20 protein-coding genes and 1 other RNA gene are annotated in these 21,658 nt (G+C 56.7%); 7 read left to right on the top strand and 14 right to left on the bottom strand.

Features of this window, described 5'->3' with window-relative positions; all coding sequences use genetic code 11:
• Positions 1 to 19: 19 nt before the first annotated feature.
• Positions 20 to 598: a YecA/YgfB family protein gene (locus tag CSK29544_RS08325; protein ID WP_004385660.1), complete on the bottom strand. Its 579-nt coding sequence runs from the start codon at positions 596 to 598 to the stop codon at positions 20 to 22.
• A gap of 161 nt (positions 599 to 759) precedes the next feature.
• Between CSK29544_RS08325 and zapA the strand changes: the two genes are divergently transcribed.
• The 3 genes from zapA (at position 760) to CSK29544_RS08315 (ending at position 1,927) form a co-directional block, all read left to right on the top strand.
• On the top strand, positions 760 to 1,089 hold the full coding sequence (zapA, locus tag CSK29544_RS08320) for a cell division protein ZapA (RefSeq protein WP_004385658.1): 330 nt from the start codon (positions 760 to 762) through the stop codon (positions 1,087 to 1,089).
• A 42-nt stretch (positions 1,090 to 1,131) separates the two neighbouring features.
• A non-coding RNA gene (ssrS, locus tag CSK29544_RS22610) (6S RNA) lies at positions 1,132 to 1,315 on the top strand.
• A 15-nt stretch (positions 1,316 to 1,330) separates the two neighbouring features.
• A complete protein-coding gene (locus CSK29544_RS08315; protein ID WP_032975607.1) occupies positions 1,331 to 1,927 on the top strand; it encodes a 5-formyltetrahydrofolate cyclo-ligase in 597 nt (198 codons plus the stop codon).
• Between the two features lie 80 nt (positions 1,928 to 2,007).
• Here the strand turns inward: CSK29544_RS08315 and serA are convergent, their stop codons facing one another.
• Positions 2,008 to 3,246, bottom strand: a complete 1,239-nt coding sequence (gene serA / locus CSK29544_RS08310) for a phosphoglycerate dehydrogenase (RefSeq protein WP_007892625.1) — start codon at positions 3,244 to 3,246, stop codon at positions 2,008 to 2,010.
• Between the two features lie 269 nt (positions 3,247 to 3,515).
• On the bottom strand, positions 3,516 to 4,175 hold the full coding sequence (gene rpiA, locus CSK29544_RS08305; protein ID WP_007796106.1) for a ribose-5-phosphate isomerase RpiA: 660 nt from the start codon (positions 4,173 to 4,175) through the stop codon (positions 3,516 to 3,518).
• 167 nt (positions 4,176 to 4,342) lie between these two features.
• On the opposite strand from rpiA, the gene argP reads away from it, so the two are divergent.
• Positions 4,343 to 5,236 (top strand): DNA-binding transcriptional regulator ArgP, encoded by an 894-nt coding sequence (gene argP / locus CSK29544_RS08300; RefSeq protein WP_004385653.1) that lies wholly within the window; start codon positions 4,343 to 4,345, stop codon positions 5,234 to 5,236.
• A gap of 28 nt (positions 5,237 to 5,264) precedes the next feature.
• On the opposite strand, the gene CSK29544_RS08295 is transcribed toward argP, so the two are convergent.
• The 6 genes from CSK29544_RS08295 to epd all read right to left on the bottom strand — a co-directional run bounded on the left by CSK29544_RS08295 (position 5,265) and on the right by epd (position 11,509).
• The gene (locus CSK29544_RS08295; RefSeq protein WP_007870732.1) at positions 5,265 to 6,062 is read right to left on the bottom strand and encodes an oxidative stress defense protein; all 798 of its coding nucleotides are present in this window, start codon (positions 6,060 to 6,062) and stop codon (positions 5,265 to 5,267) included.
• A 104-nt stretch (positions 6,063 to 6,166) separates the two neighbouring features.
• The gene (gene argO / locus CSK29544_RS08290) at positions 6,167 to 6,802 is read right to left on the bottom strand and encodes an arginine exporter ArgO (RefSeq protein WP_007892629.1); all 636 of its coding nucleotides are present in this window, start codon (positions 6,800 to 6,802) and stop codon (positions 6,167 to 6,169) included.
• Between the two features lie 145 nt (positions 6,803 to 6,947).
• Positions 6,948 to 7,886, bottom strand: coding sequence for a small-conductance mechanosensitive channel MscS (locus CSK29544_RS08285; protein ID WP_007892632.1), 939 nt, complete (start codon positions 7,884 to 7,886; stop codon positions 6,948 to 6,950).
• Between the two features lie 190 nt (positions 7,887 to 8,076).
• Entirely contained in the window at positions 8,077 to 9,153 is a 1,077-nt protein-coding gene (fbaA, locus tag CSK29544_RS08280) for a class II fructose-bisphosphate aldolase (RefSeq protein WP_004385649.1), read from the bottom strand.
• 96 nt (positions 9,154 to 9,249) lie between these two features.
• On the bottom strand, positions 9,250 to 10,413 hold the full coding sequence (gene pgk / locus CSK29544_RS08275) for a phosphoglycerate kinase (RefSeq protein WP_004385648.1): 1,164 nt from the start codon (positions 10,411 to 10,413) through the stop codon (positions 9,250 to 9,252).
• 76 nt (positions 10,414 to 10,489) lie between these two features.
• Positions 10,490 to 11,509, bottom strand: a complete 1,020-nt coding sequence (gene epd, locus CSK29544_RS08270; protein WP_007892635.1) for an erythrose-4-phosphate dehydrogenase — start codon at positions 11,507 to 11,509, stop codon at positions 10,490 to 10,492.
• 353 nt (positions 11,510 to 11,862) lie between these two features.
• On the opposite strand from epd, the gene CSK29544_RS08265 reads away from it, so the two are divergent.
• On the top strand, positions 11,863 to 12,999 hold the full coding sequence (locus tag CSK29544_RS08265; RefSeq protein WP_007892640.1) for an ADP-ribosylglycohydrolase family protein: 1,137 nt from the start codon (positions 11,863 to 11,865) through the stop codon (positions 12,997 to 12,999).
• A gap of 56 nt (positions 13,000 to 13,055) precedes the next feature.
• On the opposite strand, the gene tkt is transcribed toward CSK29544_RS08265, so the two are convergent.
• Entirely contained in the window at positions 13,056 to 15,047 is a 1,992-nt protein-coding gene (gene tkt / locus CSK29544_RS08260; RefSeq protein WP_004385645.1) for a transketolase, read from the bottom strand.
• Positions 15,048 to 15,327: 280 nt separating this feature from the next.
• Here tkt and loiP point away from each other — a divergent pair, with 280 nt between their 5' ends.
• Positions 15,328 to 16,086 (top strand): metalloprotease LoiP, encoded by a 759-nt coding sequence (gene loiP / locus CSK29544_RS08255; RefSeq protein ID WP_004385643.1) that lies wholly within the window; start codon positions 15,328 to 15,330, stop codon positions 16,084 to 16,086.
• Positions 16,087 to 16,198: 112 nt separating this feature from the next.
• Here loiP and speB read toward each other — a convergent pair whose 3' ends face one another.
• From speB to yqgG, 4 genes are all read right to left on the bottom strand, one after another.
• Complete coding sequence (gene speB / locus CSK29544_RS08250) at positions 16,199 to 17,119, bottom strand: agmatinase (RefSeq protein ID WP_007718896.1); 921 nt, start codon at positions 17,117 to 17,119, stop codon at positions 16,199 to 16,201.
• A gap of 223 nt (positions 17,120 to 17,342) precedes the next feature.
• Entirely contained in the window at positions 17,343 to 19,319 is a 1,977-nt protein-coding gene (speA, locus tag CSK29544_RS08245; RefSeq protein ID WP_004385640.1) for a biosynthetic arginine decarboxylase, read from the bottom strand.
• The gene (gene yqgB, locus CSK29544_RS22600) at positions 19,312 to 19,458 is read right to left on the bottom strand and encodes an acid stress response protein YqgB (protein WP_004385639.1); all 147 of its coding nucleotides are present in this window, start codon (positions 19,456 to 19,458) and stop codon (positions 19,312 to 19,314) included. Before yqgB ends, speA begins: the two co-directional genes overlap by 8 nt.
• An 87-nt stretch (positions 19,459 to 19,545) precedes the next feature.
• Positions 19,546 to 19,692 carry a small protein YqgG gene (gene yqgG, locus CSK29544_RS25215; RefSeq protein WP_419715444.1) on the bottom strand — a complete coding sequence of 49 codons (147 nt, stop codon included), beginning with the start codon at positions 19,690 to 19,692 and terminating at the stop codon, positions 19,546 to 19,548.
• A 420-nt stretch (positions 19,693 to 20,112) separates the two neighbouring features.
• Between yqgG and metK the strand changes: the two genes are divergently transcribed.
• Positions 20,113 to 21,267, top strand: coding sequence for a methionine adenosyltransferase (gene metK, locus CSK29544_RS08240; RefSeq protein WP_004385637.1), 1,155 nt, complete (start codon positions 20,113 to 20,115; stop codon positions 21,265 to 21,267).
• Positions 21,268 to 21,658 lie beyond the last annotated feature (391 nt).

The following is a 21,658-nucleotide window of genomic DNA, read 5'->3' as shown; positions in this document are numbered from 1 at the left end:
CCTCCTGAGTAAACGAATGTTAGTGAAGCGTGGGCTTTTTCACTTCCGGCGCGGTCGGTGACTGGCGCGTAAAGGTGTCGTGGCAGAGCAGCGCCGCGACGCGCACATATTCGATGATCTCCTCAAGCGACATCTCCAGCTCTTCCTGATCCTCGCCTTCGTCATAGCCGAGCTGAGCGATGTTGCGCAGATCGTCGATGGCTTCGCCGGTTTCGCCGGTGATTTTGTCGAGCTTCGGCTGGGTGACGCCGAGGCCCAACAGGAAATGGTTTACCCAGCCTGCCAGCGCGTCGGCGCGATCAAAGACCGAGACATCGTCGCCGTCCGGCAGCCAGAGCTGGAACAGAAAACCGTCATCCTCCAGCGTATCGCTGGTGGCGGCGTGCAGCTGACGCAGCGCCTGAGCGAGCTGCTGGCCGAACGCCAGCCCCTCGTTGGTCAGGTCGTGCAGTAGCGGTTGCCAGCTGCTGTCATGATTGCCGCCGCACAGGATTCCGCTGATAAGGCCGTGCATTTCTGCGGGGGTCAGGCCCACGCCTTGCTGATTAAGCAACTGGCCGACCTCGTCGTAACCAGGCATTTCGTTCTGTATAGACATGCGCATTCGTCGTCGTTGGGAGGATGAGTTCGTGTTATGCTACCACTTCGTGCCCTGGTGATACCAGAAAAGGGCTTGTGTCTTCATATCAGGGTAGCTATAGTGTCGCCCCTTCGCAGCCCCGGCGCGAATGGTTGGCGAGTCAACAGCAGGAAAGTGGAATGTCTGCACAACCAGTCGATATCCAAATTTTTGGGCGTTCACTGCGGGTGAATTGCCCGCCTGAACAGCGAGATGCACTGAATCAGGCTGCGGACGAGCTGAATCAACGGTTGCAAGATCTGAAAGTTCGCACTAGAGTCACCAATACTGAGCAGTTAGTTTTCATCGCAGCATTAAACATATGTTATGAACTCGCTCAGGAAAAAGTGAAAACCCGAGACTACGCGGCCAACATGGAACAGCGTATCCGGATGCTCCAGCAGACCATTGAACAAGCATTACTTGAGCAAGGTCGCATAAGCGAAAGAGCGGAGCCTAAGTTTGAATAACGCTTCTGGGTCTACTATGGTAGAGTGACCGTGAAGCAAAAAATTTCTCTGAGATGTTCGCAAGCGGGCCAGTCCCCTGAGCCGATATTTCAAAAAAACAGAATGTGACGCTCCACGGTTGGTGAGCATGCTCGGTTCGTCCGAGAAGCCTGAAAACCGTGACGACGCATTCACCTTGAACCGCGGGTTCAAGGGTTACAGCCTGCGGCGGCATCTCGGAGATTCCCCTTCTTTTACTACCATGACAGAACTTCCCGTTACTTCAGACCTTCGTCAGCACATCCGTAAAGAGATCCGCCAGAAGCGTCGCGCGTTGACGGCTGAGCAGCAGGCGCATTTCGCTGAACAGGCCGCTGCCCGTATGCTGGGCTTCGCGCCGGTGGTGGAAGCGAAAAGCGTGGCGGTGTTTCTCTCATTTGATGGCGAACTCGATACCCGACCGCTGATCGAAGGCCTGTGGCGCGCCGGAAAACAGGTATACCTGCCTGTACTTCACCCTTTCAGCCCCGGCAATTTGCTGTTTTTGCGTTACCTGCCGGACAGCCTGCTCGCCACGAATCGTCTGAAAATTCTTGAGCCTGCGCTTGATGTGCGCCATGTGCTGCCGTTAGACCGTCTCGACGTGCTTATCACGCCACTGGTGGCGTTTGACCGCACAGGGCAGCGCCTCGGCATGGGCGGCGGTTTTTACGACCGCACGCTGCAAAACTGGCGCGCGCACGGATTCTTGCCGGTCGGCTACGCGCACGACTGCCAGCAGGTAGAAAGCCTGCCTGTGCAGGAGTGGGACATTCCACTGCCAGTGGTAGTGACACCCACCCAAACCTGGCGCTGGTGAAATAAAAAACCGGGTCGCTTACGCTCACCCGGCTCAACATCTCGTTCAGCAGGCCGGGTAAAATGCCCGGCCTTATCACATCAATACAGCAGACGCGCGCGGATCGTGCCCTGAATCGCCTTCATGCTTTGCAGCGCGTTGTACGCGATGTCTTCCGGCGCATCAATATCAATTACCACATAACCCATCTGCGGCGTAGTTTGCAGATACTGCGCCGCGATGTTGACGCCCTGCTCAGCGAAGATCTGGTTGATGGCAGTCAGCACGCCCGGGCGGTTTTCATGAATATGCAGCAGACGGCTGACGCTGCCGCCGTGCAGCGGCAGAGAAACTTCCGGAAAATTCACCGCCGAGAGCGTAGAGCCGTTATCGGAGTATTTCGCGAGTTTGCCCGCCACTTCGAGACCGATATTTTCCTGCGCTTCCTGGGTGGAACCGCCGATGTGCGGCGTCAGGATCACGTTGTCGAATTCGCACAGCGGCGAGTTAAACGGATCGCTGTTGGTCGCAGGCTCAACCGGGAAAACGTCAATCGCGGCGCCGGCCAGATGTTTGCTGGAGAGCGCCTCGCACAGCGCCGGGATATCGACCACCGTACCACGCGCAGCGTTAATCAGCAGCGCGCCGGGTTTCATCAGCGCCAGCTCTTCGGCACCAATCATATTTTTGGTGGACGCGTTTTCCGGCACGTGCAGGCTCACCACGTCGCTCATATTGAGCAGATCGGAGAGATGCTGCACCTGGGTGGCGTTACCGAGCGGCAGCTTGCTTTCGATATCATAGAAAAACACGTTCATCCCCAGCGATTCCGCGAGGATACCGAGCTGGGTGCCGATATGGCCGTAGCCGATAATGCCGAGTTTTTTACCACGCGCTTCAAACGAGCCCGTCGCGAGCTTATTCCAGATACCGCGGTGCGCTTTAGCGTTCGCTTCAGGAATTCCGCGCAGCAGCAACAACAGCTCGCCAATGACCAGCTCGGCCACCGATCGGGTGTTGGAGAACGGCGCGTTGAAGACCGGAATGCCGCGCTTCGCCGCCGCGTCCAGATCCACCTGATTGGTGCCGATGCAGAAGCAGCCGACCGCCACCAGTTTTTCCGCCGCGGCAAAAATCTCTTCAGTCAGATGAGTACGGGATCGCAGGCCGATAAAGTGCGCATCGCGGATGGACGCTTTCAGCTGTTCGCTGTCGAGCGCGCCCTTGTGGTATTCGATATTGGTATAACCTGCGGCACGCAGGCTATCGATGGCTTTCTGGTGAACCCCTTCCACCAGCAAGAATTTAATTTTGTCTTTCTCCAGCGATACTTTTGCCATTTCCCGACCCTGTCTTGTCTGAACTGTTATGAAGCTGAAATAAGCCAGCCTTCTGCCAACATATCAAAATTTGCGTTCCCGGCAATATGAACGTTTGCGTCGCGACGTTGAAGAAACATCACGCAGAGATAAAAGGCAGAAGAAAATGTTGCATGGCAGAAATATGACGGAAGGATTAACAGGATGGAAACAAAAATGTGAGAGATGTCACCAAATTTAACGCAGGGGAATTTTTTTAACCGCAGGGGCGCCGGAGCGCCCCGGTCAGATCATTTTACGATGGTTTTCACGCCATCGGCGGTGCCGATGAGCGCCACGTCCGCGCCGCGATTGGCAAACAGACCAACGGTAACGACGCCCGGAATGCCGTTAATGGCATTTTCCAGCGCGATCGGGTCGAGAATGGTTAAACCGTAAACGTCCAGAATCACGTTGCCGTTATCCGTCACCACACCCTGGCGATACTCCGGGCGACCACCGAGCTTTACCAGCTGACGCGCGACCGCGCTGCGGGCCATCGGGATCACTTCTACCGGCAGCGGGAAAGTGCCGAGCACATCCACCTGTTTGGACGCATCCGCGATACAGATGAACTTTTGTGCCACCGACGCGATGATTTTCTCGCGCGTCAGCGCCGCGCCGCCACCTTTGATCATCTGCATCTGGCCGTTGATTTCATCTGCGCCATCGACATAGATGCCCAGTGAATCCACCTCGTTAAGATCGAAAACAGTAATGCCTAAGCTTTTGAGCTTTGCAGTGGAGGCGTCAGAGCTGGAAACCGCGCCTTCAATCTCGTTTTTCATGGTGCCCAGCGCGTCGATAAAATGCGCGGCGGTGGAACCGGTGCCTACGCCGACAATCGTGCCCGGCTCGACGTACTTCAGTGCGGCCCAGCCGACGGCTTTTTTAAGTTCATCCTGCGTCATGAGAGTTTTGCCTGTGGTGTAAAAACTGTGGCGCATTATAAAACAACCCGCCGGGCAATGGGGGAGTCATTCTGCGGCACAGCTCCGATGTTTGCGTTTGGGTCTGTATCCGGTGCAAATTTATGTCATAGTGCGGAACATAACGAGACAGGGAGCACACCAGAGAGATGAAACGCCCGGACTACCGAACACTACAGGCGCTGGATGCGGTAATCAGAGAGCGCGGGTTTGAGCGCGCCGCACAAAAGCTGTGTATTACGCAGTCCGCCGTGTCACAACGTATTAAACAGCTGGAAAACACCTTCGGCCAGCCGCTGCTGGTGCGCACCGTGCCACCGCGCCCGACCGAGCAAGGGCAAAAGCTGCTGGCTCTGCTGCGCCAGGTTGAGCTGCTGGAAGAAGAGTGGCTGGGCGATGAACAGACCGGCTCAACGCCGCTGCTGCTGTCGCTTGCGGTCAACGCCGACAGTCTCGCGACCTGGCTTTTGCCCGCGCTTGCCCCCGTGCTTGCAGATTCGCCAGTGCGTCTCAATTTGCAGGTGGAAGATGAAACCCGTACCCAGGAGCGGCTGCGCCGCGGTGAAGTGGTCGGCGCGGTAAGTATTCAGCCGCAGGCGTTGCCAAGCTGCCTTGTCGATCAACTGGGCGCGCTGGACTATCTCTTTGTCGCCTCGAAACCTTTTGCCGATCGCTACTTTCCAAACGGCGTGACGCGCGCGTCGCTTCTGAAAGCGCCCGCCGTCGCGTTCGACCATCTGGATGATATGCATCAGGCGTTTTTACAGCAGAATTTCGATCTGCCGCCAGGCAGCGTGCCCTGCCACATCGTTAACTCGTCAGAAGCCTTCGTACAGCTGGCCCGTCAGGGCACTACGTGCTGTATGATCCCGCACCTGCAAATTGAAAAAGAGCTGCAAAGCGGTGAGCTTATCGATCTCACGCCGGGGCTGTACCAGCGCCGGATGCTCTTCTGGCACCGATTTGCGCCGGAAAGCAGAATGATGCGCAAGGTTACCGATGCGCTGCTGGAATACGGCCACAAAGTGTTGCGTCAGGATTAAAAAACCCGCCGGATGGCGGGTTTTTCGTTTACTGCTGTGATGGCGCGTTGGTCGCCGCAGGCGCAGTGCCCTGGCTTCCCGAACCATTCTGATTCGCCGTACCGCTCTGCGCCTGAGAAGGCTCAAGTTCAAACACTACATCCACCTGATCGTCAAACTGGATAGTCTGCTGATCGTAGGTGTCCTGCGCTGAAGCCGGCGCTGCCGCTTCGGCTTTCATCATGCGCATCACAGGCGTCGGCTGGTAGTTAGAGACGTGATAACGCACGCTGTAAACCGGGCCAAGTTTACTGTTAAAGCCGCTCGCCAGCTGCTGCGCCTGACGCACCGCGTCATCGATAGCCGCTTTGCGGGCTTTATCTTTATATTCATCCGGGTGCGCCACGCCTAAAGAGACGGAGCGGATTTCATTCAGGCCCGCTTTCAGCGCGCCATCCAGCAGCTCGTTCAGTTTATCGAGCTTGCGCAACGTCACGTCGACGGTACGTACCGCACGATAGCCTTTCAGCTGGGTTTTACCATCCTTGAGGTACTCATATTCCGGCTGGGTACGCAGGTTAGCGGCATTAACGTCTTTTTTCTCAACGCCGTTATTTTGCAGGAAAGTCAGGTACTGCCCTACTCGCTCGTCCGCCTGTTTTTTTGCCGCCGCCGCGTCTTTCGCGGAAACATTGACCTCAATAGCCAGCGTCGCGATATCCGGTATCGCATCCACGCTCGCCGTGCCGGAGGTGACGATATGCGGGCCGTTGGGCAGTTCATTCGCCTGCACAGACGCCGCGCCGAAACCAATCATTGCCGCAAGGGCCATCACTTTAAACTTCACTGTTCTTCCTCCATGCTGCGTGCAAGTAAAACTGCCCGCCAGAGAGTGTCGGGCATCTGCCTGCAAGCTTAGCGGTTCAGTGCCGAATGTCCATCAGAGAAGGCTTAGAGGCCGAGCGCAGACAGATTTTCTATCCCTTCGCGCGCCAGCTGGAAGGCGATAACCCACATCACCAGACCAACTAACAGATTAATCATCCGTTGCGCGCGTGCGGTACGAAGCCGCGGCGCAAGCCAGGCGGCCAGAAGCGCAAGGCTGAAAAACCAGATAACCGACGCGCTGATGGTGCCGAGCGCAAAGGCGCGTTTCGGTATGGCGTCAAGCTGCCCGCCCAGGCTGCCGAGCACCACAAAGGTGTCGAGATAAACGTGCGGATTAAGCCAGGTCACCGCGAGCATCGTGGTGATAATACGCAGCCTGCCCTGTTTGAGAACGTCTGCCGATGCCAGCTCCGGGTTGCCCGCCAGCGCGGTTTTCAGCGCTCCGAAGCCGTACCACAGCAAAAACGCCACACCGCCCCACGTGACCAGCGCCAGCAGCCAGGGCGACTGCATCAGGACAGCGCTGCCGCCAAAAATTCCGGCGCAGATCAGGACGACATCGCTGAGCGCGCAGAGCGAGGCGATCATCAGATGATACTGGCGGCGGATGCCCTGATTGAGTACAAAAGCGTTTTGCGGGCCGAGCGGCAAAATCATCGCTGCCCCCAGGGCAAGCCCCTGAAAATAAAAACTTAACACGTTGCGTTCCTGAAGAGTGGTGATGTCTGGCGCTCAGTGTACGGGCTGCTTTTTATTAGCAAAAACGAATAGTTTTAATCACCAATAAGCAACGCTAATAGTGAGGCGTAAAAAAACGGCCTGCGCGTGGCAGACCGTCCTGAGCTTACTGGCCGTCGGCCGGTTTTTCTTTCGGCGCGTCAGGCTGCGTAATAATCGCTGACTGCGGCGCTTGCGGCTGCGCTTTTTCTTCAGCCTCGATTTTTACCGGCTTGTAATGCACGTCCATCTGCGGGTAAGGAATGCCGATACCGTTGGCATCCAGCGTTTTCTTGATGCGCTCCAGCACGTCCCAGTAAACCTCCTGCAGATCGCTGCTCTTGCTCCACACGCGAATAACAAAGTTCACAGACGACGCGCCCAGTTCGTTCATGCGCACGGTCATTTCGCGATCTTTCAGAATGCGGTCTTCGGACTGAATGATCTCAGTCAGCAGAGCGCGGACTTTATCGATATCCGCGTCGTAAGACACACCAATGATAAATTCATTACGGCGTACCGGCTCGCGCGAGAAATTAATGATGTTGCCTGCGATGATTTTTCCGTTCGGCACCACGACGATACGCCCATCCGGCGTGCGAAGCGTAGTGGAGAAGATCTGCACATGCAGCACCGAGCCCGCGACGCCGCCAAGATCGACATATTCACCCGCGCGGAACGGACGGAACGTGACCAGCAGAACGCCTGCCGCGAGGTTTGAGAGTGAGCCTTGTAAAGCCAGACCGACGGCCAGACCGGCGGCGCCGAGTACGGCGATGACGGACGCCGTCTGCACGCCGACGCGGCCCAGCGCGGCAATCAGCGTAAAGGCGATGATCCCATAGCGCACCAGGGCTGAGAGGAAATCCGCCACGGTGGCGTCAATATGACGGGCGATCATGACGCGGTTAAGCGTATTGGAGATGGCGCGCGCCACAATCATCCCGACAATAATAATGGCGATGGCCGCCACAATATTCACGGCGTAGCTGATAAGCAGCGCCTGGTTGCGCACCAGCCAGCCGCCGGCGTTATTAATGCTGTCTATTACGTGTAAATCATCCATTCGACATCCTTTCCCCTGGTCGGGTGATTGATAAACTGCCCGGATTGCGGCAGCGCCAGTCGTTAAAGGGTAAACAAAACCCCGCCGCTCTGCCAGTCGACCACCCGCGAATCAGATTTCGGTATGTTGCTCTTCCCAAAAAGAAAAGCCCACCAGAGGTGGGCTTTTTCAGATGACGCTGTAGAAAAGATTACAGTACGTCTACCGCGTTCAGTTCTTTGAACGCCTGCTCCAGACGAGTCACCATGCTGGTCTGCGCGGCGCGCAGCCATACGCGCGGATCGTAGTATTTCTTGTTCGGCTGGTCTTCGCCTTTCGGGTTGCCCAGCTGACCCTGCAGGTAAGCTTCGTTTTCTTTGTAGTACTTCAGAATACCTTCCCAGGTTGCCCACTGGGTGTCGGTATCGATGTTCATTTTGATTACGCCGTAGCTGACGGAATCTTTGATTTCCTGAGCGGAAGAACCGGAACCGCCGTGGAACACGAAGTTCAGGCTGTTGTGCGGCAGGTTGTGTTTCTTAGAAACATATTCCTGAGAGTCGCGCAGGATGGTCGGGGTCAGTTTTACGTTACCCGGCTTGTAAACGCCGTGTACGTTACCGAAGGACGCCGCGATGGTGAAACGGTGGCTGATCGCGTTCAGTTTGGTGTACGCGTAGTCAACGTCTTCCGGCTGGGTGTAGAGTGCGGAAGCGTCCATATGGCTGTTGTCCACGCCATCTTCTTCACCGCCGGTGCAGCCCAGTTCGATTTCCAGGGTCATGCCCATTTTGGACATGCGCTCCAGGTATTTGGAGCAGATTTCGATGTTCTCTTCCAGAGACTCTTCAGACAGGTCGATCATGTGAGAAGAGAACAGCGGTTTGCCGGTAGCGGCAAAGTGTTTTTCACCCGCGTCCAGCAGGCCGTCGATCCACGGCAGCAGTTTCTTCGCGCAGTGGTCGGTGTGCAGGATAACCGGCACGCCGTAATGTTCAGCCATCTGGTGAACGTGATGCGCACCGGAGATAGCGCCCAGAATGGCTGCCTGCTGGCCTTCGCCTTTGAAGCCTTTGCCTGCGATAAACGCGGCACCGCCGTTAGAGAACTGAACGATAACCGGCGCTTTAACTTTCGCAGCGGTTTCCAGAACGGCGTTAATGGAATCGGTACCCACGCAGTTAACTGCCGGCAGCGCAAAGTTGTTCTCTTTAGCTACCTGGAATACTTTCTGTACGTCGTCGCCAGTGATGACGCCCGGTTTTACGAAATCAAAAATTTTAGACATATTGCGTTGTCCTGTATGTGTATCTTCGACCGTTGAAAAGGGTAAGCGAGCTGTCAGGCGCGCTGAAAAACAGGCGGGATGCCCCGCCTGCTTAGATTATTTCTTCGCGCGCTCTTCGAGCATCGCAACTGCCGGCAGGACTTTGCCTTCCACGAATTCGAGGAATGCGCCGCCGCCAGTGGAGATGTAGGAGATTTTGTCGGCGATGCCGAACATGTCGATAGCCGCCAGGGTGTCGCCGCCGCCGGCAATGGAGAACGCGTCGCTTTCAGCGATAGCGCGAGCCACAATTTCGGTGCCTTTACGGAAGTTCGGGAACTCGAACACGCCTACCGGGCCGTTCCACAGAATCGTTTTGGCGTTTTTCAGGATTTCAGCCAGTTTCTCAGCGGAAACGTCGCCCATATCCAGGATCTGCTCTTCATCTTTGATTTCAGTAACAGATTTCAGGGTAGCCGGTGCGGTTTCAGAGAACTCGGTCGCTACGCGAACGTCTGTCGGAACCGGAATGTCGCAGGTGCCCAGCAGGCGTTTCGCTTCGTCAACCAGATCCGCTTCGTACAGAGATTTACCGACGTTGTGGCCCTGGGCTGCCACGAAAGTGTTGGCGATACCGCCGCCCACGATCAGCTGGTCAGCGATTTTAGACAGGGAGTCCAGTACGGTCAGTTTGGTAGAAACTTTAGAACCACCCACGATAGCAACCATCGGGCGAGCCGGCTCTTTCAGCGCTTTACCCAGCGCGTCCAGTTCTTCTGCCAGCAGCGGGCCTGCGCACGCGACGTCAGCGAATTTCGCGACACCGTGAGTGGAAGCCTGCGCGCGGTGCGCGGTACCAAACGCGTCCATTACGAATACGTCGCACAGGGACGCGTATTTTTTCGCCAGTGTTTCGTCGTCTTTCTTCTCGCCTTTGTTAAAGCGAACGTTTTCTAAAACGACCAGCTCGCCTTCAGCCACTTCAACGCCGTCGAGGTAGTCTTTCGCCAGGCGAACCGGGGAGTTCAGTTTGTCTTTCAGGTAGTTAACTACCGGCAGCAGAGAGAATTCTTCGTTGTATTCGCCTTCGGTCGGGCGGCCCAGGTGGGACGTCACCATCACTTTAGCGCCCTGTTTCAGAGCCAGTTCGATGGTCGGCAGGGAGGCGCGGATACGCGCGTCAGAGGTAACTTTGCCCTCTTTTACCGGAACGTTGAGATCGGCGCGGATCAGAACGCGTTTACCTGCCAGATCCAGATCGGTCATCTTAATTACAGACATGGTGAATCCTCTCGTTGATTCTTAAAGTTTTGCAGACACCATACGCACAGGCCTTAAGGCCGTAACGCATGAAATCTTACCTGAAACCAATAGCTGCCATCGCTAACGTGGTGTCGAGCATCCGGTTAGCGAAGCCCCATTCGTTATCGCACCAGACCAGTGTTTTAATCAGGTGCGCTCCACTCACCCGTGTCTGGGTGCCGTCCACAATGGCGCTGTGCGGATCGTGGTTAAAATCTGTTGAGACCAACGGTAATTCCGTATAGTCAACTATACCATGAAATGCACCCTGTGCCGCTTTTTGCAGCAACAGGTTGACTTCATGGGCTTTTACCGGTTTTTTAACCGTCACGCTTAAATCAATGGCCGTCACATTAATGGTAGGCACGCGCACCGCAATTGCCTCAAAGCGGTCATGAAATTTAGGAAAAATACGCGTTATACCGGCGGCAAGCCTGGTATCGACCGGAATGATGGACTGGCTGGCCGCGCGAGTGCGGCGCAGATCCGGATGATAAGCGTCGATAACCTGTTGATCGTGCATGGCGGAATGGATGGTCGTCACGGTGCCGGATTCAATCCCGAAGGCGTCGTCCATCAGCTTGATAATCGGAATAATGCAGTTGGTGGTGCAGGAGGCGTTAGAAACAAGGCGGTGCTCAGCGCGCAGTTCCTCTTCATTAACGCCATAAACGACAGTAGCATCGAGATCGTTGCCGCCCGGGTGTGAGAACAGCACTTTGCGCGCGCCCGCTTCGAGATGGGCAATGCCATCGGCGCGGCTGCCGTAAACGCCGGTGCAATCGAGCACCACGTCCACATCCAGCGCTTTCCAGGGCAGCGCGTTGATGTCGCGCTCATGCAGCAGGCGAATGACATCGTTACCAATCCAGAGCTGCTCGCCTTCCTGACGAACATCCCACGCGAAACGGCCGTGGCTGGTGTCATATTTCAGCAAATGCGCCATGCCCGCAGCGTCGGCCAGCTCATTAATGGCGACCACACTGATTTCCGCGCGACGGCCGGACTCATACAACGCACGAACTACGTTGCGCCCGATGCGACCGAAGCCATTAATCGCTACGCGTAAGGTCATATCTCTCCTGCCAGAATCCCGGATGTAAAGGAGCTGACAGAGTAATGCAGCCACCTTTGAAGGGGAATCCTCGCCCGTCACAAACTACAACCGTTTGATGGATTGTCGAACAATCAGTCGACTGAAACGCTTCAGCAAGAATAAGCGAAACGTGGAATAAAAGGAATGATAACGCAGCGAAATGACACTAACTTCTGACCTGCATCACATTTTTTCTGGAATAAATTCCACCATTACACCTGCCGGGGTGAATGACGGACAGAAATAAACCATAACGGCAGTCAATATCGACGTTACGCGCCCGCCGCCGCATCCTACAATGGTCACGGCTCCACATTAACAAAGGGATGGTGATGGCGTATCCAGAAGAGTACGAAAACGCAGGAAGTCTCGCCGCCCTGCGCGCGCGCTTTCGCGGCTGCTTGCTTGGCGGCGCCGTGGGCGATGCGCTCGGCGGCCCGGTGGAATTTTTACGGCTTGCGGAAATCACCGCGCGCTTCGGGGCGCAGGGCGTCACGGATTATGAATATGCATGGGGCGGCATCGGGAAAATCACGGACGACACGCAGATGACGCTCTTTACCGCTGAAGGGTTGCTGCGGGCCTGGATGCGTGCGGCGATGCGCGGCATCGGCCCGTCGTTCACCGGTGTGACCGCTCACGCGTATTTACGCTGGCTGCTGACGCAGGGCGAGCGCAACCGCCACAATCTGCTGGATAAAACGCAGATGTCCGGCTGGCTTGCCGGGCATAACGCGCTTTTCCATGCCCGCGCGCCGGGCAATACGTGCCTCAGCGCACTGCGCGAAATGCGCGCCTTCGGCAAACCGGCCCGTAACGACAGCAAGGGCTGCGGCGGCGTTATGCGCGTGGCGCCGGTGGGGCTTTTTTACATGCGTTACCCTGGCGGCGATTTACTGAAAGCGGCGTTTGACACCGGCTGCCAGCTCGCCGCACTCACGCACGGTCATCCGACCGGCTATCTCACCGGCGGAGTGCTGGCCGCGCTGGTTTTGCAGCTCGTTCAGGGAGAATCCCTTGACGCTGCGCTGACGCGCTCGCTGGATTTACTGAAAAACGCGCCGCAGCATGAAGAAACATGGCGCGCACTGGAGCATGCGCGCACGCTCGCCGCCGCGCCGCTTACGCCGCGGGAGGCTATCAAAACACTGGGCGAGGGCTGGGTGGCCGAAGAGGCGCTCGCCATCGCGCTGTTTTGCGCGCTGCGCGCCCGCTCGTTTGAAGAGGGCGTACTGATGGCGGTAAACCATGACGGCGATTCCGACTCGACCGGCGCGATAGTCGGGAACCTGCTCGGCGCGATGTACGGCATCACGGCTCTGCCGGAAACATGGCTGGCGCGGCTTGAGCTTAACGCGGTGATTCAGGAAATGGCGGATGATTTGCTGGACTACCGCGACTGGCCGGTCTCTGACTACGATAACTCACCGTTTGCCATCGCGTTGCGGGAAAAATATCCGGGCGACTGAGCCCAAAAAAACGGGAGGCGCTGGCCTCCCGTTCGTTTTTATAACGCTATGCGCGATTACAGCAGCGCTTTCGCTTTGCTTACCACGTTATCCACGGTAAAGCCGAACTCTTCAAACAGCTGCTCAGCCGGTGCGGATTCACCGAAGGTCGTCATACCGACGATAGCGCCGTTCAGGCCAACGTATTTGAACCAGTAGTCGGCGATACCCGCTTCGATAGCCACGCGCGCGCTGACCGCTTTCGGCAGCACGGCTTCGCGGTAAGCGGCATCCTGTTTGTCGAAAACATCAGTAGACGGCATGGAAACCACGCGCGCTTTCACGCCTTCTGCAGCCAGTTTATCGGCAGCGGCAACCGCCAGTTCAACTTCAGAGCCGGTGGCGATGAAGATGATTTGCGGCTGGCCGTCGCAGTCTTTCAGGATGTAGGCACCGCGGGCGATATCCGCCAGCTGCTGCTCGCTACGTTCCTGCTGCGCCAGGTTCTGACGGGAGAAGATCAGCGCCGTCGGGCCATCGTGACGCTCAACCGCGTATTTCCACGCTACCGCAGATTCCACCTGGTCGCACGGACGCCATGTGCTCATGTTCGGGGTCACGCGCAGCGCCGCCAGCTGTTCAACCGGCTGGTGGGTCGGGCCGTCTTCGCCAAGACCGATGGAGTCGTGGGTGTAGACCATGACCTGACGCTGCTTCATCAGCGCGGCCATACGTACCGCGTTACGGGCATATTCCACAAACATCAGGAAGGTCGAGGTGTACGGCAGGAAACCGCCGTGCAGCGCGATACCGTTCGCGATGGCAGTCATGCCGAATTCGCGCACGCCGTAGTGAATGTAGTTGCCTGCGGCATCTTCATTAATTGCTTTCGAGCCAGACCAGATGGTCAGGTTGCTCGGCGCGAGGTCGGCAGAGCCGCCCAGGAATTCCGGCAGCAGTTTACCGAAGGCTTCGATAGCATTCTGAGAGGCTTTACGACTGGCGATTTTCGCCGGGTTCGCCTGCAGGTTTGCGATAAACTCCTGCGCTTTCGCGGCGAAATCAGCCGGCATTTCGCCTTTCATACGGCGGGTAAATTCAGCGGCTTCCTGCGGGAACGCTTTCGCGTAGGCCGCGAATTTTTCGTTCCAGGCGCTTTCTTTGGCCTGGCCCATCTCTTTGGCATCCCACTGCGCGTAGATTTCCTGCGGGATCACAAACGGCTCATATTTCCAGCCCAGCTGTTCGCGAGTCGCGGCCACTTCGGCGTCGCCCAGCGGCGCGCCGTGGGAATCATGGGTGCCTGCTTTGTTCGGCGAGCCGAAACCAATAACGGTTTTGCACATCAGCAGAGACGGTTTGTCGGTAACAGAACGCGCTTCCTCGATGGCGCGCTTGATGGAATCGGCGTCGTGGCCGTCCACGCCGCGCACCACGTGCCAGCCGTAGGCTTCAAAGCGTTTCGCGGTATCGTCGGTGAACCAGCCTTCAATGTGGCCGTCGATGGAGATGCCGTTGTCATCGTAGAACGCCACCAGTTTGCCGAGGCCCAGCGTACCGGCCAGCGAGCAGACTTCGTGGGAGATGCCTTCCATCATGCAGCCGTCGCCCAGGAAGGCGTAGGTGTAGTGGTCGACAATGTCATGCCCAGGACGGTTGAACTGCGCCGCCAGCGTGCGCTCGGCGATAGCCATGCCGACCGCGTTCGCAATCCCCTGCCCCAGCGGACCGGTCGTGGTTTCCACGCCAGGCGTATAGCCGACTTCCGGGTGACCCGGCGTTTTGGAATGCAGCTGACGGAAGTTTTTCAGCTCTTCGATCGGCAGATCGTAACCGGTGAGGTGCAGCAGGCTGTAAATCAGCATAGAGCCGTGACCGTTAGACAGCACGAAGCGGTCGCGGTCGGCCCAGGACGGGTTCTGCGGGTTATGGTTCAGGAAATCACGCCACAGGACTTCGGCAATGTCAGCCATACCCATCGGGGCACCCGGATGGCCGGATTTGGCTTTTTGTACTGCGTCCATGCTGAGCGCACGAATAGCATTGGCAAGCTCTTTACGAGAGGACATTTTGACTCCAGATCGGATAGTTGAAGGCCACGCCTTGTTAACGGCTTGACTACTACGCGTTATGGGCTACGCCCGAAAAAGTGTCCCACAATGTAACCCAAGCGGCTGGGCATGTACATGGAGCATCCTTTTGTCCGATAAGAAATCTCTGGAAGCCGCTCGCAGTTTGCGCAACCCACTCGCCGCAGGTGCGCAAACCTCTTTATACTAAGCCGCAAGCCAGCGAAGCCGTTTCGCGGCGACGATAATGAAAACCTCAATGGAGCGTGGAAGCATAACGATGAAAATGCGCGCGATAGTACTGAGCATGACCGCAGCAGCGCTGCTGAGCGGCTGCCAAAATATGAATTCCAACGGCCTGCTGAGCTCAGGCGCCGAGGCGTTCCAGGCCTACACCTTAAGCGACGCGCAGGTAAAAGCGCTGAGCGACGAAGCCTGTAAATCGCAGGACAGCAAAGCGAAAATCGCGCCAGCGAACAGCCAGTATACCCAGCGACTGAATAAAATCGCCGCGGCGCTTGGCGATAACATCAACGGCCAGCCGGTGAACTACAAGGTTTACGAGGAAAAAGACGTTAACGCCTTCGCGATGGCGAACGGCTGCATCCGCGTTTACAGCGGTCTGATGGACATGATGAACGATAACGAAGTGGAAGCGGTGATTGGCCATGAAATGGGCCACGTCGCGCTGGGCCACGTGAAGCGCGGCATGCAGGTGGCGCTGGGCACCAACGCATTGCGTGGTGCGGCGGCTTCTGCGGGCGGCATCGTGGGCAGCCTGTCGCAGTCGCAGCTGGGCGAGCTTGGCGAACAGCTGGTGAACGCGCAGTTCTCGCAGCGTCAGGAATCTGAAGCGGATGACTACTCTTACGATCTGCTGCGTAAACGCGGCATTAATCCGTCAGGGCTTGCCACCAGCTTTGAGAAACTCGCGAAGCTGGAAAAAGGCCGTCAGAGCTCCATGTTCGACGATCACCCGGCCTCGGAAGCGCGCGCGCAGCACATTCGCGATCGTATGAAGGCAGACGGGCTGAAATAAGCGGCTTTCGTTATATAAAAGAAAACGCCGGACAGAGTTTCGCCTTGTCCGGCGTTTTTGCGAATGAATACTGTCAGCCCGGCAAGCATTACGCTATCGGGCCTGGCAGAGATTACTCGCCTTTTTTCGCCGCCTGGATGTAGAGCATTTCCAGCGCCAGCGTCGCCGCGGCCAGCGCGGTGATATCAGACTGGTCGTATGCCGGTGCCACTTCCACAATATCCATCCCGACGATGTTCAGATCCTGAATGCCGCGCAGCAGTTTCAGCGCGCGATCGGAGGTCAGGCCGCCAATCACCGGCGTGCCGGTGCCCGGTGCGAACGCCGGATCCAGGCAGTCGATGTCGAACGTCAGATATACCGGCATATCGCCGACGATCTGTTTCACCTGTGCCACCACATCGTCAACGGTGCGGTCGTTCACCTGCGGCGCGTCCAGCACGGTAAAGCCGTTGTCTTTGTCGAACTCGGTACGAATACCAATCTGCACGGAGCGGGTCGGATCGATCAGGCCTTCGTTCGGCGCGGTGTAGAACATGGTGCCGTGGTCAAATTCACAGCCGTTCGCATAGGTGTCGGTATGCGCATCGAAATGCACCAGCGCCATTTTACCGAAGTGCTTCGCGTGGGCGCGCAGCAGCGGCAGCGTCACGAAGTGGTCACCGCCGAAAGAGAGCATACGCTTACCGGCCGCCAGCAGTTTTTCCGCGTGCGCCTGGAGTTTCTCGCTCATCTCGCGCGCATCGCCGAACGCGTAAACCAGATCGCCGCAGTCCACGACGTTCAGGCGCTTACGCATATCGAAGTTCCACGGGAAGCGGTTGCCTTCCCACGCGAGGTTGGTGGACACCTGACGAATAGCGGCAGGTCCGAAGCGGCTGCCCGAACGGCCAGAGGTGGCCATATCAAACGGAATACCGGTGATCACCCACTCGGCGTCGCTGTCATACGGCATGAAATTCAACGGCAGGCGTAAAAAACCAAAGGCGTTGGAAACCAGGGAGTTGTCGTACTGATGGCCTAAGGTGTTCATGAATCTGACCTCTTTTTAAGGTTGAGACGTGGGATAAAAAAAATCCCCTCCGCGTCGTTAAACCCGACGAGGAAGGGATGGATTCGTGTACAGCTTGTTGGCGCGGATTATCGCCAGATTTTCGTTCAGGTTCAATAGCGCGCGGCTCATGCTCGTCAGTATAGAACAGGAAATTTCGCCGCGCGTTTTTTAGCCTCCCGACCGGCAGGAGGATAAAACCTGATTACTCGTCTTCGAGATAGGTGTAGCCGTACAGGCCGCTCTCGAACTCTTCCAGGAACTGCTGTTGCAGCGCCGCATCAAGACCAGTCTGTTTGACCTGATCGCGAAAGTGCGTCAGCAGCGTATCCGGGTCGAGCTGGACGTAACGCAGCATATCCGCCACGGTGTCGCCTTCATCGGAAAGCTCCACTTCCACGCTGCCATCCGGGAACACAAACACATCCACCGCTTCGGTATCGCCGAAGAGGTTATGCATGTTGCCCAGGATCTCCTGATACGCCCCCACCATAAAGAAGCCCAGCGGCGGCGGGTTTTCCGGATCGTATTCCGGCAACGGCATGGTGGTCGCGATGCCGTCGCCATCGACGTAGTGATCGATGGTGCCATCGGAATCACAGGTAATATCGAGCAGCACGCCACGGCGCGTCGGCGCGTGGTTCAGACCTTCCAGCGGCAGCACCGGGAAGAGCTGATCGATACCCCAGGCATCCGGCATCGACTGGAAAAGCGAGAAGTTGACGTAAATCTTATCCGCCATGCGCTCCTGGAGTTCGTCGATAATCGGGCGATGCGCGCGGTTTTGCGGATCGAGCTGTTTCTGCACTTCCTGGCACAGGCTCAGGTAGAGCTGTTCCGCCCAGGCGCGATCCTGGAGCGAATATGAGCCCGAAGAGTAGCCGATATGAATATCGTGCAGATCCATCTGGCTGTCGTGCAGCCACTCGCGCAGCGAACGGCGCGTGCCCGGCTCGTGCATCTCCTGCCAGGTTTCCCACATGCTTTGCAGCGGGCGCGGCGCGTCTTCAGACGGCGCGGTCGGCTCGGTATATTCGTTACGCTCAACGCCGATGATATTGGAGACCAGCACGGTGTGGTGCGCGGTTACCGCACGGCCCGATTCGGTAATGACCGTCGGGTGCGGCAGGCCGTTTTCTTCACACGCGTCGCCGATAGCCCAGATAATGTTGTTCGCGTATTCGTTCAGGCCATAGTTGACCGAGCAGTCCGACTGCGAGCGAGTCCCTTCATAGTCCACGCCCAGACCACCGCCCACGTCGAAGCACTGAATATTCACGCCAAGCTTGTGCAGTTCCACATAGAAGCGGGCGGATTCGCGCACGCCGGTGGCGATATCGCGGATATTCGCCATCTGGGAGCCCAGGTGGAAGTGCAGCAGTTGCAGGCTGTCGAGACGATTGGCCTCGCGCAACATCTCAACCAGTTGCAGCACCTGCGTCGCCGCCAGGCCGAATTTCGATTTTTCGCCGCCGGAAGATTGCCATTTGCCGGAGCCCTGCGAGGCGAGACGCGCACGCACGCCAAGACGCGGGATCACGTTCAGGCGTTCGGCTTCTTCCAGCACAATTTTGATTTCCGACATTTTCTCGATGACCAGATAGACCTTGTGGCCCATCTTCTCGCCGATCAGCGCCAGACGAATGTATTCGCGGTCTTTATAGCCGTTGCAGACGATAACGCTACGGGTCATGCCCGCGTGCGCCAGTACCGCCATCAGCTCCGCTTTAGAGCCCGCTTCCAGGCCCAGCGGCTCGCCGGAGTGGATCAGCGATTCAATGACGCGACGATGCTGGTTTACCTTAATCGGGTAGACCAGAAAGTAGTCGCCGTTATAGCCGTAGGATTCACGGGCGCGCTTAAACGCCGCGTTAATGGAACGCAGGCGATGTTGCAGGATCTGCGGGAAGCAGAACAGCGCAGGCAGGCGCTGGCCCTGAGCTTCACGCTCCTTTACCAGCTTCGCGAGATCGACGCGCGCTTCGGGGACGTCAGGATCCGGGCAAACGCTGATATGGCCCAGTTCGTTGACGTCGTAGTAGTTATTGCCCCACCAGGCAATATTGTAAGTACGCAGCATCTTGCTGGCTTCCTGGGAGCTCATTGCAACCTCCTGCATGGAACGTAGTACACCCTGTTCGCCCGCTGACGAAGGCGAAGATGAAAAGATGTCGTCAGACATAGCGAACCTCAAATTTTGTCGAAAGTGTAAAACAGTTAACTACTATCGCAGCGTTACACTGTGATAACAACCCATAAACAGCAGAGTTATCCAGCACATAGTGCTGACCACCCTGCCGCGCGACCGGTTTCTTATTCATATCATTGTAAAACACGTAACCGAACTCCGTGTGACGGGTCGGCGAAACCACGAGAAAACTCCTGACGTCAGGAGAGCCCTTGTTCAGTTATCGCAAGCCGTGACCGGCCCGGGAATCCTGAGAAGCGCCGAGATGGGTAGAACATCGGCAGGTTTGCAAAAAAGAGATGCAGGTTGCGGGGGAAAAGCGCACGCCAGAACGGCATGGCAGATTAAGCGAATAACGGCGGTTCATTATCTGGTATCACCTCCACGCCAGCCCTTGTAGACCGGCGATAAGCCAAAGCTAAAAATCACTCTCAGCCCGGCTGGAAGTGGCGACACGGAGACTGTTTCCGTGCGCTTTTTTGCAGGAGCCGCGCGCGCCGTTTTATACCGGGAACACAGGTAAAAAGCAAAACAAAAAAGCGCCGTTTGCCGTCCTTGTCAGGAATTCTTGCCAACGCGGCGTTAAAGGCATTGTTCAATGCCGCAAAAACTGCTGGAAATCGGCTTAAGATTTAACCTAGAATAGCCGTCCAGATGTTAATCCATCTATACTGATTAACACTTAGCCTTCCTGTGTGTTTACCTGCATGGCCGCAGAATTTTCTTCTTAGATGGCACCGACACACGGTATGCTGAGCTAATTGATTTATCCAGGGTGATACAAAACATGGCAAAACACCTTTTTACTTCTGAATCTGTCTCAGAAGGACATCCCGATAAAATTGCGGACCAGATCTCCGATGCGGTGCTGGACGCCATTCTTGAGCAGGATCCGAAAGCACGCGTAGCCTGCGAAACCTACGTGAAAACCGGTATGGTGCTGGTCGGCGGTGAAATCACCACCAGCGCGTGGGTCGATATCGAAGAGATTACCCGCAACACGGTACGCGAAATCGGCTACGTTCATTCCGATATGGGCTTTGACGCCAACTCCTGCGCCGTACTGAGCGCTATCGGCAAACAGTCTCCGGACATCAACCAGGGCGTTGACCGCACCGATCCGCTTGAGCAGGGCGCGGGCGACCAGGGCCTGATGTTCGGCTACGCCACCAACGAAACCGACGTGCTGATGCCGGCACCGGTCACCTACGCACACCGTCTGGTACAGCGTCAGGCCGAAGTGCGTAAAAACGGCACCCTGCCGTGGCTGCGCCCGGATGCGAAAAGCCAGGTCACGTTCCAGTATGATGGCGGCAAAATCGTGGGTATCGATGCCGTTGTGCTTTCCACCCAGCACGCGGAAGACATCGAGCAGAACGTTCTGCACGACGCGGTCATGGAAGAGATCATCAAGCCGGTTCTGCCTGCGGAATGGCTGAATGAATCCACCAAATATTTCATCAACCCGACGGGCCGTTTCGTTATCGGCGGGCCGATGGGCGACTGCGGTCTGACCGGTCGTAAGATCATCGTTGACACCTATGGCGGCATGGCGCGTCACGGTGGCGGCGCGTTCTCCGGTAAGGACCCGTCTAAAGTTGACCGTTCCGCAGCGTATGCGGCGCGTTATGTCGCGAAAAACATCGTGGCCGCAGGCTTGGCTGACCGTTGTGAAATCCAGGTTTCCTACGCCATCGGCGTCGCAGAGCCGACCTCCATCATGGTTGAAACGTTCGGCACCGAGAAAATTGCCACCGAGCAGCTCACCCTGCTGGTGCGTGAGTTCTTCGACCTGCGTCCGTACGGCCTGATCCAGATGCTGGATCTGCTGCACCCGATCTACAAAGAGACCGCCGCTTACGGTCACTTTGGTCGCGAACACTTCCCGTGGGAAAAAACCGACAAAGCGCAACTGCTGCGCGACGCTGCCGGTCTGAAATAATCCCTGCGTGATTCTCTTAAAGGCCAGCCTTGTGCTGGCCTTTTGCTTTTTGGGTAGTGATAGCCCCTGCCCCTTCTTCTTTTCTGCCAGCAGCTATACTTTCTGCCATCGCGACGGACACGATCTCACTGAAACCGATTACATGAGCAGGAAAAGCGGCGTTTTTTCAGAATTGTCTATAGGCAAATGCCCTTTCTGCATTCTGTTACATCCCGCTTCGGTTTAGTCTGAATTCCTCTCCGCCGCTTCGTTTCTGGCTACACTAATTAACTGATTAAAAAAGGGATAAGCGCTTTACACAAGCTGACAGTAGTGTAACCGATTACACGCACGTGACTGATATCACATATTTTTACGTTACGCTAACTTACCCTTTACCACGATAAAACCA

It is taken from the genome of Cronobacter sakazakii (assembly GCF_000982825.1).
In the GTDB taxonomy this organism is placed as follows: Bacteria; Pseudomonadota; Gammaproteobacteria; order Enterobacterales; family Enterobacteriaceae; genus Cronobacter; species Cronobacter sakazakii.
This window is presented reverse-complemented; position numbering and strand designations above follow the sequence as displayed.